Raw genomic sequence first — 16,612 nt, 5'->3', positions numbered from 1 at the left:
TATCAGGCATACCCATCAGTCGGTCTGGATCCAGACCGACTTCGTCTCCAGATACTCGTGCAGGTGCTCGATGCCGCCTTCGCGGCCGTAGCCCGACATCTTCATGCCGCCGAACGGCACCGCCGGGTCGATGGCATGGTACATGTTGACCCAGACCGACCCGGCCTTGATGCGCCGCGCCAGCTTGTGCGCGGTGCCGAGATGCGTGGTGAAGATGCCGGCGGCGAGGCCATAGGGCGTGGCATTGGCGCGCGTCACCGCTTCGTCGAGCGTGTCGAACGGCATCGCTGAAATCACCGGGCCGAAAATCTCTTCGCGCGCGATGGTCATCTTGTCCGACACCTGGCCGAAGACCGTCGGCGCGATGAAGTTGCCGCCATCATAAAGTTCGCCCGTCAGCCGCGAGCCGCCGGCGACCAGTTCGGCGCCCTCGTCGCTGCCGGCCTTGATGTAGCCCTCCACCTTGCCGGCCTGCCTGGCATTGATCAGCGGCCCGATTTCGGTCTCCGCCTCGATGCCATGGCCGATGCGCAATTTGCCGGCAAACTCGGCGACCCGGCGCACGAACTCGTCATGGATTTCGCGCGCCACGAAAAGGCGCGAACCGGCGATGCAGATTTGGCCCGAATGCACGAACACCGCCATCGCCGCGACCGGAACCGCCTTGTCGATATCGGCATCGCGGCAGACGATGATCGGCGACTTGCCGCCGAGTTCCAGCGAAACGCGCTTGAGGTTGGTGACGCCCGCCCGCGCGATCGCTTGCCCGGTCAGCGTCGAGCCGGTGAAGACGATCTTGTTGACGTCTGGATGTTCGGCGAGCCGTGCACCGGCCTCGGCCCCGGTTCCGGTGACGATGTTGACGACGCCATCCGGAACGCCGGCTTCCTGCATCAGCCGCGCGATCAGCAGCGGCGTCAGCGATGCGTCCTCGGAAGGTTTCAGCACGACGGTGCAGCCGGTGGCGAGCGCCGGCGCGATCTTCCAGATCGAGGCGGCGGTCGGCGCATTCCAGGGAATGATCGCACCGACGACGCCGACCGGCTCGCGCCTTGTGAAGGAGACGATCTCGCCGGGGATCGAATTGTCGATGGATTCGCCATGCAGTGCGGTGGCCATACCGGCATAGAAGCGCAGCATGCCGATGACCCGGCGCCGGTTGGCCAGCGTGCGGGTGATCGGCAGGCCCATGTCGAGCGTGTCGGAAACGCTGAGCTCTTCCCAATGCGTCTCGAACAGATCGGCGATGCGCAGAAGCACGCATTGCCGCTCGTAGGGCGAGAATTTGGACCAGGGGCCTTCGAAGGCCGCGCGCGCAGCAGCCACCGCAGCGTCAACGTCGGCCGCCCCGCCGCGCGGCACTGTCGCCAGCACCTCGCCCGTTGCCGGGTTGAGCGCCTGCACCACCTCACCGGACTGCGCCGCGACCCATTTGCCGCCGATGAACATCGGCCGGAATTCGCCATGGTAAAGCGTCGTCGCCTTCGCCCTCGGGTCGAAGCTCAGCGTCATCTCTTCCTCCTCACGAATTCCGTGGCGACTATTACTCCCGCCGCCGACGACCTCAAACAAGGAAAGCTAAAAGGGCGTTCAGATAATCGAACTGTGCTATGCGAACGACTTCCCGGCGGCAAATCCTTGCCTGCTCGAGCCACCCATTCAAACCCCTGCCAAATCATCGACTTAGCCGAAGGCTAGGGTGAAACTTTCAGCAAGAGCGGTAGTCTGCGAGAAATCCCCTCGTCAGCATATCGCAATTGTCTGAGTTCTGTTCAGCATAGGTCTTCCCGAAAACCTTGCGTTGAGATTTCGTGTCACTATGAAACATTTCGCCTTGTGTACCCTCGGGGCCACGAACAAGCTTTCATACATTGGAAATCATCATATGAAGTAAATTGTTGCAGAAGTTGAAATTCAGAAATAGTGTGCCCATTCGTATTTCTTTAGCATCTTTCACTGGGGGGTGACGATGGTTGAAATCGATCAATCTGGTTTGGCGGGAAAAATTCGAGACCGCCCTATTAGCAAGGAATTGGAGGTCGTTCTTCAGAGGGCCGGAAGCGCCGCTGGAGTCGACAAGATTTTCATCACCTCGGGCGGACAGCCGGGAACCACTGGCAAGAGCACTGGCTCGACACGCCACAATGGAGGCCGCGCGGCCGACCTTCAGCTGCTTGTGAATGGCAAAGTCCAGACCTTCAGCGACTCCCAGGCCAGCAGAACCGTGACCAAATTCGTTACCGCCGCCGCAGCGCACGGCGCAACGGGAATTGGTGCCGGCGTGGAATATATGGGACCGGCGACGCTGCACATCGGCTTCGGACTGAACGTCGCCGACAGAAGCAAGCTGACCTGGGGCGCCCAGGGCCGGTCGGCGAATGCGCCGGCATGGCTGCGGCAAGCCGCCGATGCGGGCTGGAACAATCCGCCCGCCTGGGCTTTCGCCACCGATGACAACTTTACCCAGGATCTGCCCGAAGATCAGGACGAAACGCACGAGGAAGAAGAGGAGAGCGAAGACCTCTCGGTCATTCCCGACCGCTTTTCCCTCGCCGTCATCAAGGCAGCTCAGGCGACCCAGCGCCAGTGGGGCGTGCCGGCGTCCGTGACGCTGGCCCAGTGGGCATTGGAGAGCGCCTACGGAACAAGGATGCCACCGGGATCGAACAATCCTTTCGGCATAAAGGCCAAGTCCGGCCAGCCATCCGTGATGGCGCTGACGACGGAAGTCATCGGCGGCAAGGCTGTGAAGGTGAATGCCGCCTTCCGGGTTTTCGACAGCCTCGACGAGGCATTCATCCTGCACGGCAAGCTGCTCGGAACTGGCGCTCCCTACGCCAACGCCCGCAAAGTCATGAACAGTCCCGATCGTTTTGCGGACGCCCTCACCGGTGTCTATGCGACAGATCCGAACTACGGCGAACTTCTGAAATCGATCATGAGGAAGAACAATTTGTACAACTTCGATGTTCGGGGCGATGGCTCCGACATCCTGGAAGGGGGGATGACGTGACCAGACCGTTGCAGCGAGGAGACGACAGTGTGGGCGTTGAGACTTTGCAGCGACGCCTGGTCGCGCTGGGCTACAAGCTCGGCGATATAGACGGCAAATTCGGTTCGCTGACGGCTGCCGCCCTTCTGGCCTTCCAGAATGACAACGGCTTGCCGACAACAGGCATCGTCGACGCCGCGACCTCGGCAGCGCTCAACACCGCCGAACCGCGGCGGCTGAGCGACAAGCGGATGAAGACCACGGAAGGGGATCTCATCGCCAAAGGGTCGACGATCGCCATCGATGCGCGCAGAGGCAGGATCCTAGCCTGGATAAGCAGCATATTTGGAGCGCTTGGCGTGGGCAACAGCGCCATCGTCAACGCCGCGAATGGCACCGGCGCGACGACAACGGCACCTGACGGGCTCGGTCCCTTGCTGTCACAAGTGCAGGCCCTGACGTCCACCACGGCGCCGGCCGATCTCCAGAAGGTAATCGACCTGGCAAAGTCGATTGCCGCACAATTGGGTGTCCACCCGATCCCTCCCGACGTGCTTAAAATTCTCGATCAGCTGCGCCAGACGATTCCGCCGGATGTCCTGTCCAGCAATCCGGATCTGGCGAAGGTCCTGCAGGTGCTCGGGCAGGTCACCACCACCACGCCCTCAACCGGGATGACGACCATACTCGACATCCTGCCGACGTTCTTTGCCAATGACACCGTGCTGCAGACCATCATGAAGGGAGTGGCAGCCGTGGGCGGAAGCGTCCTGCCTGGTTTTGGCGGCTCGCTGGCGGTGCTGGGGATCGGCCTTGTCGGACGGTATCTGTCGAACAGAATCTCGGCGGCGCGCGTGGACGATCAGCGCACCGCCGGTACTATCAATCCCCTTGAGCCTTGACCGCGGTCAAGGCGTAGAGCCTGGCTGAGGGCCCCGGTCCTCAGCCGATCTGATCCAATCTCTTTCAGAGGTGCGCGCCAGCACGAAATCCCAATTCACCGCCCAGTATGGGGATGTGAAACCAAGCTCGGCCGCGCTGGTCGGGTCCGTGATCGCCTTGAAATCCGCGACCAGCGAATCCTTCACGCCAAACACAGCGTCCTCGGCCAGATACTGGCAATCGGGCGTGAAGATATGGGTGATGACCGGGTCATAGCCCGGCGCGCTGATGATGAAATGGATATGGGCGGCGCGGTTGGGATGGCGTCCGAGTGCGCCGAGCATCTTGCCCACGGGCCCGTCGTCCGGGATCGGGTAGTAGCGCGGCTTGACGGCCCGGTACCAGTAGTCGCCGTTCTCGCCGCTGGTGAACACGCCGCGCAGGTTCCAGTCCGGCTGCAGCCCTTTCTGCTGGACGTCGTAGAAGCCGTCGTCATTGGTCTGCCAGACGTCGATCAGCGCACCCGCGACCGGATTGCCTTCGGTGTCCACCACGCGTCCGCGCACCACCAGCGGCTCGCCCTTGCCGTCCAGGCAGATGTTCGCGCCGTGCTCGTAGCGCGGCGCCTCGGGCACGTAGAACGGTCCCAGAATGGTGTTCTCCGTCGCGCCGTTCGGCCGCCGGTGATTGATGGCGTCGACCAGCATCGAGACGCCGAGCGTGTCGGACAAAAGGATGAATTCCTGCCGCCAGTCCGAACACATCTGGCCGACTTCGGTCAGGAAGGTGATGCCCTTGAGCCATTCCTCATGCGTGGGCTCGATTTCCTTGATGGCGGCGTGCAGATGCTTGACCAGCACGCTCATCACTTCGCGCAGGCGTGGATCGACGTCGGGCCCCATGCGTGCGTTGACGACATCGACCGAGGTTTCCTCCTCGAAATACGGATATTTCGGCGGCTCAGCGCGCCTGGCCTCTACTTTGCCCAAGATTGATCCTCCTCCAGATGTCGCCGCGCCTCAGGGGCGCGGCCGTTGCCCGGCATAGGCCCGGGCGATCAGGCCCTTGATCGCTTCGCGCTCCAGTGGGCGCGGGTTCCAGTAAGGGTTGGACAGCGCCCTGTCCGTCGCAAGCTCGATGCCGCTTTGCGGCATGCCGATGTCCGCAAGCCCACGCCGCGCGCCGACCCTTCCGGCGAGATCGTAGAGCGCCATCGCCGGGTCGTCCGTGCCGAGCACCTCTCCAAGCTTGTGCATCACATCGGGCACCGCCGGCGCGTTGTAGGCAAGCGCGTGCGGAAGCACGATCGCATGCGTTTCGGCATGCGGTAGGTCGAAGCTGCCGCCGAGCGTATGGCAAAGCTTGTGATGCAGCGCCATGCCCACCGACCCGAGGCAGATGCCGCAAAGCCAGGCGCCGTACAGAGCCTTTGCGCGCGCTTCCCGGTCCCCGGGATCGCCGGCGATGATCGGCAGGGCAGCGGCGAGCGCGCCGATCGCTTCTGCCGCCATCAGGCTGATCACCGGGTTGCGCTCGCGTGCATAAAGCGCCTCGACCGCATGCGCGATCGCATTCAAGCCGCTGGTGCCGGACATCGCCGCGGGCAGCGACAGAGTGAGGTCGATATCGTAGATCACCACCTCCGGCAGCACCTTGGGGCTCGATTGGGTGACTTTCACCCCATCCCTGGTCTCGCCGAGGATCGGCGTCATTTCCGAGCCGGCATAGGTGGTCGGCACCACGATCTGCGGCAGGTCGGTGCGCAGCGCAATGGCCTTGGCCAGACCCGTGGTCGAGCCGCCGCCCACGGCTACGAGCCCATCGGCTTTGAGGTCCAGGATGACACGCAGCGCGTCCTCGGTGATCTCCACCGGCGTGTGCATCGTTGCCCGCGCATAGACGCCGGCGGCGCGGCCGCCGAGCTGTTCGACGAGACGTCGCGCTTCGGGCTCCTGCGGCGGCGTTGCCAGTACGGCGACCCGCTTCAAACCCAGCCGATCGAGTTCCGCAGGCAGCTGCTTGATGGTGCCGGATCCGAAAATGACTCGGGCCGGCTGGGCGTTATAGACGAAGGGTTCCATGAATTCGCCTCCGGCTTGGAGCAATTCCAGGAAAAGTGTGAAACGGTTTTCCCACAGGAATTGCGTCAAAACAAATAGTTAGAGCAGTTCGCCGTTTCCGTGAAACGGTGAATTGCTCTAGCTCCGGTTGTCGACGCGCATCAGGAACGGGTTGATGCTGACCGACTGCCAGACATTGGCCGCGTTGAAGGGATCGGCGGCATTGAATGCCCTGACATCCTCGATCTTTTCGGCGGAAAACACAAAGAGCGAGCCGATCGTCTCGCCGTCCCCGGCCAGCAGCGGACCCGAGATGACGGTCTTCACTTGTCCCTGGGCAAGATGCGCCTTGTGCGCCTCATAGTTGGCCAGGCGCCTGGGCAAGGCGTCGGCATGGTCCAGGCAGTGGACGGCGAACAGTGTCACGATATTCCTCCCAAAATGCTCGGCAGACCGTCGCCAGCGATCGAGGCTCGCGAGGAACGACAGGCGAGCAGAAGGTAGCCCGAAATATGGCTGACCGGTTCCAATTCTGTCCAATTTGGACAAATACGATCGTGTTGTGAACTCCATACGACCGGCCGCCGCAACACCATCGCACCGCTCTCCTTTTCGGACCGATCCCTGCGCCGATGCTTTGGGCCATTGCGTTCTGCAATATCAGCGAATATGCTTGTTGTACGATCGTTCAACAAGCATGTTTGCGAAGCCCCGATGACCTGCAATCCCCGCTACGAAATCCTGTTCGAGCCGATGCGCATCGGGCCGGTCACCGCGCCGAACCGCTTCTATCAGGTGCCGCATGCCAGCGGCATGACCAACGCGCTGCCGCGCGTGCGTGCCGCCTTTCGCGAAGCCAAGGCCGAGGGCGGCTGGGGTGTGATCTGCACCGGCGCCTGTTCGATCGACCCGAGCTCGGACGACGCGCCGCTGCCTTACGCCACGCTGTGGGACGACAACGACATCCGCGCCCATGCGCTGATGACGGAAGCCGTGCACCGCCATGGCTCGCTGGCCGGCGTGGAACTGTGGCACGGTGGCGCCTCGGTCATGAACCGGGCGAGCCGCCTGCCGCCGCTGTCGCCGTCGGGCATTCCCTGGATGGCCACCCATGTCGGCTTCATGGGCAATTTGCGGCCGAAGACCATGGACAAGGCCGACATCCGCGAGGTGCTCCGATGCCAGGCCGAGGCGGCGCGCAAGGCGCGCACGGCCGGCTTCGACGTCGTCTATGTCTATGCCGGCATGGGCTATCTCGGCTACGAATTCCTGCTGCCGGAATACAATCATCGCGTCGACGAATATGGCGGATCGATCGAGAACCGGGTGCGCTTCGTGCGCGAGATGATCGAGGTCACCAAGGACGCCGTCGGCAAGGATTGCGGCGTCGCGCTCCGCGTCAGCCTCGAGGAACTGCGCGGCCGGCCCGGCCGCAACCAGCCTTCGGAAGCGCACGAGCTGATCGCGCTGCTGGCCGACCTGCCCGACCTGTTCGACGTCAAGATGGATTCCAGCCCGACCGACTGTTCGGCCTCGCGCTTCACCGGCGAAGGCAGCCATGAGCCGGTAATCGATTTCGTCAAATCGCTGACCAAGAAGCCGGTGGTCGGCGTCGGGCGTTTCACCTCGCCCGACACCATGGTGTCGCAGATCAAGCGCGGCGTGCTCGACTTCATCGGCGGCGCGCGGCCGTCGATCGCCGACCCTTTCCTGCCGGCCAAGATCCGCGAAGGCCGCGAGGCCGAGATCCGCGAATGCATCGGCTGCAACATCTGCATTTCGAGCTGGCATGACGGCGTGCCGGTGCGCTGCACGCAGAACCCGACCGCCGGCGAAGAATGGCGGCGCGGTTGGCATCCCGAACGGGTCGAGCGCACTGATGCGCCAGAACGCATCCTGATTGTCGGCGGCGGGCCGGCCGGGCTTGAATGTGCGCTGACGCTCGGCCGCCGCGGCCATGAGGTGACGCTTGCCGACGCCAGCCGCAGCTTCGGCGGACGGCTGACCTTCGAGAAGACCCTGCCCGGCCTGTCGGCCTGGAACCGTGTCGTCGAGTACCGCCTCGGCCGCCTCGGCGAGATGGGCAATGTCTCGCTCTATCCCGAGAGTGTTTTGGGGCCGGACGAGATCATTGACCTCGCGCCGGACCGCGTGGTGCTGGCAACCGGCGCGCGCTGGACCAACATGCTCTATTCCTCGCTGGAGATTCCGGTCGGCCGGCTCGACCATCCCGGCGTGTTCACACCCGACGACATCGCCGCCGGCCGGCTCCGGCAAGGACCGACCTTGGTCTTCGATTTCGACAATTACTACATGGGCGGCGTCCTCACCGAGCATCTTGCAGCGCAAGGCATTCCGGTCAGCTACGTGACCCCGGCAGGCCAGGCATCGGCCTGGACGATCATGACCAACGAATTGCCGCTGGTGCATCGCGCGCTGGCACGGCGCAAGGTGCCGGTGACGACGCTGCATCTCCTGAAATCCTTCGACGGCGAGACGGCAACGCTGGCGCATCTGTTCACCGGCGAAGAGAGCCACATTGCTTGCCGCTCGGTGCTGATCGTCGGGCTGCGCTTGCCGCGCAATGAACTGTTCGAGGCGTTGACGGAACGGGCGGACGCACTCACGGCCGCCGGCATCAAAAGCGTCGACCGCATCGGCGACACGCTGGCGCCCGGCGCCATCGCCCATGCCGTGCACAGCGGCCACAAACTGGCTCAAGAGATCGGCGCGAAAATCCGCTGGCGGCCCTACCGCCGCGACACGCCGATCGTCGATGCGGTGGCGGATTTCGATATGCGCACGGCTGCGGAATAGGAGAAGGCAATGGAACGCATCGCGGCACGTCGCAGACCCGGCCGCCCGCAGCGCGAGATCGGCGGCATCGAACAGCGACCATGGAAGCAGCTGACCCGCCCCTATGCGCCGATCGAGATTCTGTCGGCCGATCAGGTGCAGACGATCCACGAAATGGGCCTGACCATCCTCGAGGAGATCGGCATGCGCGTGCTGCAGCCGCAGGCGCGGCAGTTCTATCGCGCCGCCGGTTGCGATGTCGATGAAGGCGAGATGCGGGTGCGCTTCGACCGCGCCATGGTCATGGAACGCGTCGCCATGGCGCCGTCATCCTTCGAACTGCGCGCCCGCAATCCCGCGAAGAACGTCAAGGTCGGCGGGCAGCACTGCATCCTGTCGTCGGTCGGCGGCCCGGCCTATGTCATGGACAATGATCGCGGCCGCCGCCCCGGCACCTATGCCGAGATGTGCGACTATTTGAAGTTGATCCAGTCGTTCAATGTGTTGCACCAGGAAGGCGGCGGCCCGTTCGAGCCGCTCGACCTGCACCAGAACACGCGCCATCTCGATCTCTACTATGCCGAGATCACTTTGCTCGACAAGAACTGGCAGCCGCAGACGCTTGGCCGGGGTCGCGCCACCGACGCGCTGGAGATGGTGGCAATTTCGCTCGGCACGACGCGCGAAAACCTTGCGCGGGAGATGCCGGTCTTCACCGGCATCATCAACACCAATTCGCCACTGCAGCTCGACGAGCCGATGGCCGAAGGGCTGATCACACTGGCCGAGCATGGCCAGGTCAATGTCATCACGCCGTTCACGCTGGCCGGCGCGATGAGCCCGGTGACGCTTGCCGGCGCGCTGTCGCAGCAGCATGCCGAGGCGCTGGCCGGCATCGTGCTGACGCAGATCGTGCGCCCCGGCGTGCCGGTGATGTATGGCGGCTTCACCTCCAATGTCGACATGAAGACAGGCGCGCCGGCCTTCGGCACGCCCGAATACACGCAGGCCGCGCAGATCACCGGCCAGCTCTGCCGGCTGATCGGCGTGCCGTTCCGCTCGAGCAACGTCACCGCCGCCAATTCGGTCGACGCGCAGGCCGCCTATGAGAGCGCCATGTCGCTGTGGGGCTGCCTGATGGGCGGCGCCAATCTCGTGCTGCATGCCGCCGGCTGGCTCGGCGGCGGGCTGACCGCGTCGTTCGAGAAACTGGTCATCGACGCCGAGATGCTGCAGATGATGTCGGCCTATTTCGACCCACCCGTGGTCGATATCGACACGCTGGCATTGGAAGCGGTGCGCGAGGTCGGCCCGGCCGGGCATTTCTTCGGCGCGGCGCACACGATGCAGCGCTACGAGCGTGCCTTCTATTCGCCGATGGTGTCCAACTGGGACAATTACGACACCTGGATGGAGCGCGGCCAGATCACCGCGCGCGAGCGCGCCAATGTCGTCTGGAAACGCATGGTCGCCGAATACGAACAGCCGCCGATCGACCCCGGCATCGACGAAGCGCTGCGCGACTATATGGAGCGGCGGAAACGCGAGGGTGGTTCACCGCTGAATTGAGTGGGCGAAGGTTGGTGCGAGGCACCCCCCTCTGTCCTGCCGGACATCTCCCCCGCAAGGGGAGAGATTGGCAGCTTCCCGGCATGACGCCATTTCTGCAACGCCGGAGATTGGCGAAACCATAAGCGACATCCGATCTCCCCCTTGCGGGGGAGACGGCCGGCAGGCCAGAGGGGGTGCCTGGGTGCCGACCTAAAGTGGTTATCCGCCCCGCAACGGCCCCACCTGCCCCTCAAGCATCTCGAACCCCGCCGCCTCCGCCCCCTGCGGCGTCACCACGCTTTCATCGAGGCACCATTCGAGCCACAGCCCGTCGACCAAGGCGATGAAATTGCGCGCCAGCGCGGGCGCGTCGACTTGCTTGCCGCGCGGCACCGCGACCGCCGCGATATCCTCGGCAAGCTCCGCCCGATAGGCATCGTAGAGTTCGCGATGCGCTTCCTTGAGCCGCGGGTTGACGGCGATCTCGCCCCACAGCGACAGCCAGATCAGCAGGTTCTCGCGGCTGAAATATTCGGGCGAGAAGTTGGAATGCACCAGGGCGGCAAGTGCGGCCTCCGGCGACCAATCGGAAGTCTCCGCACGGCGGCGCTTGGCTTCGGCGATCTGGTTGTTGACGCTGGCGTAGAGCGAGGATTTGTAGACCTCGACCAGCAGCCCGTCGAGGCTTTCGAAATGGTGGTTGATGAGGCCGCGCGAGACGCCGGCCTCCTTGCAGATGCGATCGATGGTGAAGGCGCCGATGCCGCCGACCGACAGGCAACGCGTCGCCGCCTCGATCAGCATCGAGCGGCGTACATCCGCCTGTTCGCGGCTGAAGCGCGGCGGAGCCTTCTTCGCGCCGCGCTTCCTTTTTGCACCATCTGGTTGGGCTTCCGTCATGGACCCCAGCTAATCGATTATGCCCTTCCTGTCCATGAAGGCGGCGTTCAGGCCTTCTTCTTGAACAGGACGGGATTGGGGTGGCCGTCCGGATAAATAACCGGGTCGAAAGCGGTCTTGTGGAGGGCGACCAGCGGCTGATGGCAGATGAAGACGAAACCGCCGGACTGCTCCATCAGATCCTCCATGCGGTTCGACAGTGCAATGCGCTTGGCCTCGTCGCTTTCCGCCACCAGTTGCTGGTAGCTGGTCTCGAATTCGGCGCTGTCGAAGCCGGACCAGTTGTAGGCGCCGATCTGGTCGGGTCGGAACCACACCAGATTTTCGGACGGATCGATGCCGCCGGCGAAATCCATCAGCGCCAGATCGATGTTCTTGTAGCCGTCGCCTTGCGTCTTGTCGCCGACGCCCCAGAAAGCGGCTTCGTCATAGGGCTGGATCTCGACCTTGATGCCGGCCTGTTCGAGGCTGGCCTGGATGATCTGCGCCGTCGCCGTGCGGATGGAATCGTTCATCACCGTCAGGGTCAATGACAGGTCGCTGACGCCGGCCTCTTTGAGCAGCGCGGCCGACTTGTCATAGTCGGGTGCCGCGATGAGATTGCTGGCGCGCGCGAATTTGGTACCGGGCTGGACGACGCCGGTGGAGCGCTTGGTCAGGTCGTCATAGACGCCGGTGAGGATCTGCCCGACATCGACGCCATACTGCACCGCCTGGCGGACTTTCAAATCCTTGAGGCGCGGGCTCAGTTGGTTGATGGTCAGCCAGACATAACGGGTCGATTGCGCCTCGATCAGCGTCGTGTCGGCGGGTGGGTTCGCCTTGACCGCCTTGGTCGCCGAAATGGCGATCTTGGTGTAGTCGAAGGCATCGGCCTCGTAGGCAAGCTGGGCGGCCTGATCGTCCGAGACGACATAGATCTCGACCTTCGAAAAGTCCGGCTTCGGACCCGGCCAGTCCGGGTTGGCGGTCAGCGTCACCTTCTGCTTCTGCTGCCAGTCGGAGAAGAGATAAGGCCCGCATGTCGCCGGCGGCTGCGTGGTGAACTTGCCGCCCGCCTTCTCGGTGCCGGCACGGCTGATGATGTGGCCACCATAGTAAGGCAGGCTGGTGACGAAGATCGGCTGGTAGGGTTCTTTCAGATGGATGATGCCGGACCGGGCATCGACGACCTCGACGCGGTCGAGTTTTTCGAACTGGTAGGCCCAGGGCGATGCCAGCGCCTTGTCGGCGATGCGCTCAAACGAGAATTTCACGTCGTCAGCGGTGACCGCGCCGAAACCACCAGACCATTTCAGCCCGTCGATCAGGGTGAAGGCGATGGTCTTGGGGTCTTTCTGCTCGAGCCTTTCCGCGCCCCACAACGACCAGGGCGAGCCCTTGCGGATGTCGCCGAAATGGTTGAGCGAGACATAGATGCCGCGCATCATGACATCCTCGATGCCGCCATTCATGAAGGCAGGATCGAGGCACTGCAGATCGCCCTCCATGCGAATGCGCAAAGTGTCGCCGGCAGCCGACCAGGCAAAGCCGGGCTTCATCGCCAGGCCGGCGCCGAGCACGCCAGCCGCCTTCAGGAATGCACGTCTGTCCATGGTCCATCGTGTCATGTCAGTTTCCCCTTTGGTTTGCGGAAGCGCGTGAGAAGGCTTCCCGTTCTTGCCCGCCTGTCTCCAGCGGGAAATGGCAGCGCACCATCCGGCCGGCGCCCGTCGGCCGATAGGCCGGCGCCTCGGTCTTGCAGCGCTCGCGCGCGATCGGGCACCGCGTGTGGAACTCGCAGCCCGAGGGCCGCCGGAACACGCTCGGTATCTCGCCGGTGACGGCGGGGTTCTGGCTGCGCCGGCGCGGATCGGGGATCGGTTCGGACTGGATGAGCGTCGCGGTGTAGGGATGCATCGGCGCGGAAAACACGTCCGGCGTCGGCCCGGTCTCGACCAGCCGGCCGAGATACATGATGGCCAGCCGGTCGCTGACGTGACGGATCATGGCGAGGTTGTGGGTGACGATCATGGCGGCGAAACCGAGTTCGCGCTTGAGCTCGCCGATCAGGTTGAGCACATCGCCTTGCACCGACACATCGAGCCCCGCGGTCGGCTCGTCGGCGAGCAGCAGATGCGGCTTCATCGCCAAGGCGCGGGCGACGCCGACGCGGCGTGCCTGGCCTCCGGAAAGCTCGTGCGGGAAACGATCGACGAAGGATGATGGCAAACCGACCAGCGCCAGCAGAGCCTTGGCCGCGGCGCGCCGGTCCGGCATCGCCACACCCTGGATGATCTGCGGTTCGGTGAGCAGCGTGCCGATGCGCAGGCGCGGGCTGAGCGAGGCTACCGGGTCCTGGAACATCATCGCCGAGCGCCGGCGCATGGCGCGGAAATCGGCCGGCGTCGCCACGTCCCTGCCCTCGAAGACGATACGGCCGGCGGCGGCTCGTATGAGGCCCAGGATGGTGCGGGCCAGCGTCGTCTTGCCGGAGCCGGATTCGCCGACCAGCCCAAGCGTCTCGCCCGGCATCAGCGACAGCGTCACGCCGTCAATGACGTTGAAGCCCGGCAGCGGGAACGGATTGACCAGCCGGTTGAGCAAGCCGCCGCGAACGAAGCTCACGGAGAGGTCTTCGACGGCGAGCAGCGGGCTCATGGCGTCACCGCATGGCAGCGTGCGACGTGGGTGGCGGCGAGCTTGACCAGCGGTGGCGCGATGGAACCGCACGGCGCGAAGGCACGGTCGCAGCGCGGGGCGTAGACGCATCCCGACGGCGGCTGGGTCAGGTTGGGCAAGGAGCCCGGAATGGTCGGCAGACGGTCCAGCCGCTCGTGGAAACGGGCGGGATCGCAGGCGAGCAGCGCTTGCGTGTAGGGATGCCTGGCGTCGTGGAAGATCGCGTCGACTTCGCCGCCCTCGACCACCTCGCCGGCATACATGACATAGACCCGGTCGCAGAGCTCGGCGATGACGCCGAGATGATGCGAGACGACGATGATGATGCCGTTGTATTCGCGCCGCAGTTCGCGCAGCAGATGGATGATCTGCGCCTCCATGGTGACATCGAGCGCGGTCGTCGGCTCATCGGCGATGAGCAGGCCGGGATCAGTCAGCAGAGCGGCGGCGATCGCGACACGCTGGCGCATGCCGCCGGAAAGTTCATGCGGGAAGCTGCGCATGCGCCGTTCTGCGTCGGCGATGCCGACGCGGCCAAGCATGGCGGCGATGCGCGCCCGCTTCTGCGCCCGGCCAAGGTCCTTGCGGTGATGCTGGAAATCGACGAGCTGATCGCCGATGGTCAGCACCGGGTTGAACGCCGTCATCGGATCCTGGCTGACCAGCGCGATCTCGTCGCCGCGCAGCAGGCGCTGGCGGTGCGCGTCGAGCTTTGCCAGGTCGACACCATTGTAGTGGATCGAACCGTCGATACGGGCATTGGCCGGCAGCAAATTGGCCAGTGCAGTGACCAGCGTGGACTTGCCGCAGCCGCTCTCACCGACAATGCCGATGACTTCGCCGGGGTGTGCCTCGATGTCGACATGGCGCAGCGCGTGCACGCTGCCATGCGGCGTCTCGTAGCGCACGCTGAGATCGCTGGCGGCGAGCGAGCCGGTCATGCCGGCCTCCGCAGCTGCAGGCGCGGATCGAGATAGTCGCGCAGGCCCTCGCCGAGGAAGGTGAAGCCGAGCGTCGCCAGCACCAGCGGCAGCCCGCCGAAAATGACCATGAAGGGTGCCGCGCGGATCGAAGTATAGCCATCATAGAGGATCGAGCCCCAGGACGGGGTTGGTGGCCTGACACCCAGGCCGAGGAAGCTCAGGCCGGCCTCGACCATGATGACCACCGGAATGTCCATCGACAAAAGGATGATCAGCGGGCCCACCACATTGGGCAGAAGATGGATCAAGATGATGCGCGCGGCGCTGGCATCGATTAGCCGCTCGGCGAGGATGTAGTCGCTGTTCTTCAGCGCCAGCGTCTGCGCCCGGATCAGACGGGCATAGCTTGGGAATGAGGTCGCGGCGATGACGATGATCAGCGTGCCGGTGCCGGCGCCGAGCACGGTGATGATGGCGAGCGCGAACATGATCATCGGCAGCGAGTTCAGGCTGTCGAACGTGAGCACCAGTATGGCGTCGAGCCAGCGCGGCCCGTAGCCGGCGATCAGCCCGAGCATCAGGCCGATGGCCCCGGCAATGGCCACCGACACCATGGCGATGGTGAGCGCCGTGCGGGCACCATAGATGACGCGCGACAGCAGATCGCGGCCGAGATGATCGGTGCCGAACCAATGCTCGACCGATGGCGGCTGCAGCTTGTGCAGCACGTCGATCTTGACCGGCGAATACGGCGCGAGCCATGGCGCGAAGATGGCTGTGACGAGGAAGCCGGTGACCAGGATCAGCGCCACGCAGGTGAACGGATCGGCAAGCAGCGCGCGCAGCAGCGGAAATCGTTGTCGGGCCGGAACGGACAACGAGGCATCAGCCACGGAAGACATCGCGCACCCTCGGATCGAGCCGCGCGATCAACAGATCAGCGGCAATGGTGATGGAGACATAGATGGCGGTCATGATCAGCACGGTGCCCATGACGACCGGATAGTTGCGGGTGTTGACGGCATCGGTGATCAGTTTGCCGATGCCGGGCCGGGCAAACACCGCCTCGACGAAAACCGCGCTGGACAGGATGCTGCCGAGGCCCACCGCGACCAGCGAGATGGTCGGGATGATGGCGATGCGCAGCGCGTATTTCGAGACGATCTTCCACTCGGGCAAACCAAACGAGCGCGCGGTGCGGATGTGCGGCTCGCCCATCACCTCCATCATCGAGGCACGCACCATGCGGGCGATGTAGCCGATCCAGCCGAGCGCGATGGCCGCCGCCGGCATGATCAGCGCCTTGGCCTGGCTGACGAAGTCACCCGCCTCGCCGGCGCCGATGGCCGGCAGCCAGCGCAGCGTGACGGCAAACAGCAGCAGCGAATAGATGGCGACGACGAAGGACGGCACGGCGATGACGCCAACGGAGAGCACGCCGATGACGGCATCGGCGGCCGTGCCGCGCCGCATCACCGACAGGCAGCCGAGCGGCACGCCGATGAGGAGCGCGACGGTAAGCGCGGTCAGCCCGAGGATCAGCGTGTTCGGCAGCGCCTCCAGCACCAGCGTCGAGACGGGCCGGTTCGACCAGACGTCGTAACCGAGATTGCCGGTCAGCGCGTTGCGGAAGAATTCGATGATCTGCCACCAGACCGGCTGGTCGAGTCCCATGCGCTCGATCAGCAGCCGCTTCAGTTCCGGCGTGGCGCGCGGGCCAAGCGCCACGGTCGCCGGGTCACCCGGCACCAGGAAGACGGCCGCATACATCGCGACCATGACAAGGACGAGGATCAGGAGGCCGAGACCGATGCGCTTCACTGCATATGCGAGCATGGCCTCCTCCC

General features: G+C 64.3%; 14 protein-coding genes. 4 read left to right on the top strand and 10 right to left on the bottom strand.

What is annotated here, in order from left to right:
- Positions 1–15: 15 nt before the first annotated feature.
- A complete protein-coding gene (locus AC56QX_RS15125) occupies positions 16–1,512 on the bottom strand; it encodes an aldehyde dehydrogenase family protein (protein ID WP_497117023.1) in 1,497 nt (498 codons plus the stop codon).
- 457 nt (positions 1,513–1,969) lie between these two features.
- Here AC56QX_RS15125 and AC56QX_RS15120 point away from each other — a divergent pair, with 457 nt between their 5' ends.
- Both AC56QX_RS15120 and AC56QX_RS15115 read left to right on the top strand, forming a co-directional pair.
- Positions 1,970–3,013, top strand: a complete 1,044-nt coding sequence (locus AC56QX_RS15120; protein WP_497117022.1) for a glycoside hydrolase family 73 protein — start codon at positions 1,970–1,972, stop codon at positions 3,011–3,013.
- Between the two features lie 29 nt (positions 3,014–3,042).
- On the top strand, positions 3,043–3,894 hold the full coding sequence (locus AC56QX_RS15115; protein WP_497117020.1) for a peptidoglycan-binding domain-containing protein: 852 nt from the start codon (positions 3,043–3,045) through the stop codon (positions 3,892–3,894).
- A 6-nt stretch (positions 3,895–3,900) separates the two neighbouring features.
- On the opposite strand, the gene AC56QX_RS15110 is transcribed toward AC56QX_RS15115, so the two are convergent.
- The 3 genes from AC56QX_RS15110 to AC56QX_RS15100 form a co-directional block, all read right to left on the bottom strand.
- The gene (locus tag AC56QX_RS15110; RefSeq protein ID WP_497117019.1) at positions 3,901–4,863 is read right to left on the bottom strand and encodes an intradiol ring-cleavage dioxygenase; all 963 of its coding nucleotides are present in this window, start codon (positions 4,861–4,863) and stop codon (positions 3,901–3,903) included.
- Between the two features lie 30 nt (positions 4,864–4,893).
- On the bottom strand, positions 4,894–5,955 hold the full coding sequence (locus AC56QX_RS15105; protein WP_497117017.1) for a maleylacetate reductase: 1,062 nt from the start codon (positions 5,953–5,955) through the stop codon (positions 4,894–4,896).
- A 117-nt stretch (positions 5,956–6,072) separates the two neighbouring features.
- The gene (locus AC56QX_RS15100) at positions 6,073–6,360 is read right to left on the bottom strand and encodes a YciI family protein (protein WP_497117015.1); all 288 of its coding nucleotides are present in this window, start codon (positions 6,358–6,360) and stop codon (positions 6,073–6,075) included.
- A gap of 288 nt (positions 6,361–6,648) precedes the next feature.
- On the opposite strand from AC56QX_RS15100, the gene AC56QX_RS15095 reads away from it, so the two are divergent.
- Positions 6,649–8,751 (top strand): oxidoreductase, encoded by a 2,103-nt coding sequence (locus tag AC56QX_RS15095; protein WP_497117013.1) that lies wholly within the window; start codon positions 6,649–6,651, stop codon positions 8,749–8,751.
- A gap of 9 nt (positions 8,752–8,760) precedes the next feature.
- Positions 8,761–10,299, top strand: coding sequence for a trimethylamine methyltransferase family protein (locus AC56QX_RS15090; RefSeq protein WP_497117012.1), 1,539 nt, complete (start codon positions 8,761–8,763; stop codon positions 10,297–10,299).
- A 201-nt stretch (positions 10,300–10,500) separates the two neighbouring features.
- On the opposite strand, the gene AC56QX_RS15085 is transcribed toward AC56QX_RS15090, so the two are convergent.
- The 6 genes from AC56QX_RS15085 to AC56QX_RS15060 are packed head-to-tail and all read right to left on the bottom strand — an operon-like array spanning position 10,501 to position 16,601.
- A complete protein-coding gene (locus AC56QX_RS15085) occupies positions 10,501–11,181 on the bottom strand; it encodes a TetR/AcrR family transcriptional regulator (protein WP_497117011.1) in 681 nt (226 codons plus the stop codon).
- Positions 11,182–11,228: 47 nt separating this feature from the next.
- The gene (locus tag AC56QX_RS15080; RefSeq protein WP_497117010.1) at positions 11,229–12,791 is read right to left on the bottom strand and encodes an ABC transporter substrate-binding protein; all 1,563 of its coding nucleotides are present in this window, start codon (positions 12,789–12,791) and stop codon (positions 11,229–11,231) included.
- A gap of 1 nt (position 12,792) precedes the next feature.
- Positions 12,793–13,821, bottom strand: coding sequence for an oligopeptide/dipeptide ABC transporter ATP-binding protein (locus AC56QX_RS15075; protein WP_497117008.1), 1,029 nt, complete (start codon positions 13,819–13,821; stop codon positions 12,793–12,795).
- A complete protein-coding gene (locus tag AC56QX_RS15070; protein WP_497117007.1) occupies positions 13,818–14,783 on the bottom strand; it encodes an ABC transporter ATP-binding protein in 966 nt (321 codons plus the stop codon). The genes AC56QX_RS15075 and AC56QX_RS15070 overlap by 4 nt, the downstream gene beginning before the upstream one ends.
- A complete protein-coding gene (locus AC56QX_RS15065) occupies positions 14,780–15,667 on the bottom strand; it encodes an ABC transporter permease (protein ID WP_497117006.1) in 888 nt (295 codons plus the stop codon). The genes AC56QX_RS15070 and AC56QX_RS15065 overlap by 4 nt, the downstream gene beginning before the upstream one ends.
- Positions 15,651–16,601, bottom strand: a complete 951-nt coding sequence (locus tag AC56QX_RS15060) for an ABC transporter permease (protein WP_497117005.1) — start codon at positions 16,599–16,601, stop codon at positions 15,651–15,653. The genes AC56QX_RS15065 and AC56QX_RS15060 overlap by 17 nt, the downstream gene beginning before the upstream one ends.
- Between the last annotated feature and the right edge of the window lie 11 nt (positions 16,602–16,612).

The organism is Mesorhizobium sp. RCAM 06353 (genome assembly GCF_059683585.1).
The sequence above is the reverse complement of the archived record's forward strand: the minus strand, read 5'-3'. Positions and strand labels throughout refer to the sequence as shown.

Excerpts from the sequence above, each read along its gene's own strand:
- AC56QX_RS15125 (WP_497117023.1), bottom strand. The coding sequence starts at position 1,512 with ATGACGCTGAGCTTCGACCCGAGGGCGAAGGCGACGACGCTTTACCAT.
- AC56QX_RS15120 (WP_497117022.1), top strand. The coding sequence starts at position 1,970 with ATGGTTGAAATCGATCAATCTGGTTTGGCGGGAAAAATTCGAGACCGC.
- AC56QX_RS15105 (WP_497117017.1), bottom strand. The coding sequence starts at position 5,955 with ATGGAACCCTTCGTCTATAACGCCCAGCCGGCCCGAGTCATTTTCGGA.
- AC56QX_RS15095 (WP_497117013.1), top strand. The coding sequence starts at position 6,649 with ATGACCTGCAATCCCCGCTACGAAATCCTGTTCGAGCCGATGCGCATC.
- AC56QX_RS15090 (WP_497117012.1), top strand. The coding sequence starts at position 8,761 with ATGGAACGCATCGCGGCACGTCGCAGACCCGGCCGCCCGCAGCGCGAG.
- AC56QX_RS15085 (WP_497117011.1), bottom strand. The coding sequence starts at position 11,181 with ATGACGGAAGCCCAACCAGATGGTGCAAAAAGGAAGCGCGGCGCGAAG.
- AC56QX_RS15080 (WP_497117010.1), bottom strand. The coding sequence starts at position 12,791 with ATGACACGATGGACCATGGACAGACGTGCATTCCTGAAGGCGGCTGGC.
- AC56QX_RS15075 (WP_497117008.1), bottom strand. The coding sequence starts at position 13,821 with ATGAGCCCGCTGCTCGCCGTCGAAGACCTCTCCGTGAGCTTCGTTCGC.
- AC56QX_RS15070 (WP_497117007.1), bottom strand. The coding sequence starts at position 14,783 with ATGACCGGCTCGCTCGCCGCCAGCGATCTCAGCGTGCGCTACGAGACG.
- AC56QX_RS15065 (WP_497117006.1), bottom strand. The coding sequence starts at position 15,667 with ATGTCTTCCGTGGCTGATGCCTCGTTGTCCGTTCCGGCCCGACAACGA.
- AC56QX_RS15060 (WP_497117005.1), bottom strand. The coding sequence starts at position 16,601 with ATGCTCGCATATGCAGTGAAGCGCATCGGTCTCGGCCTCCTGATCCTC.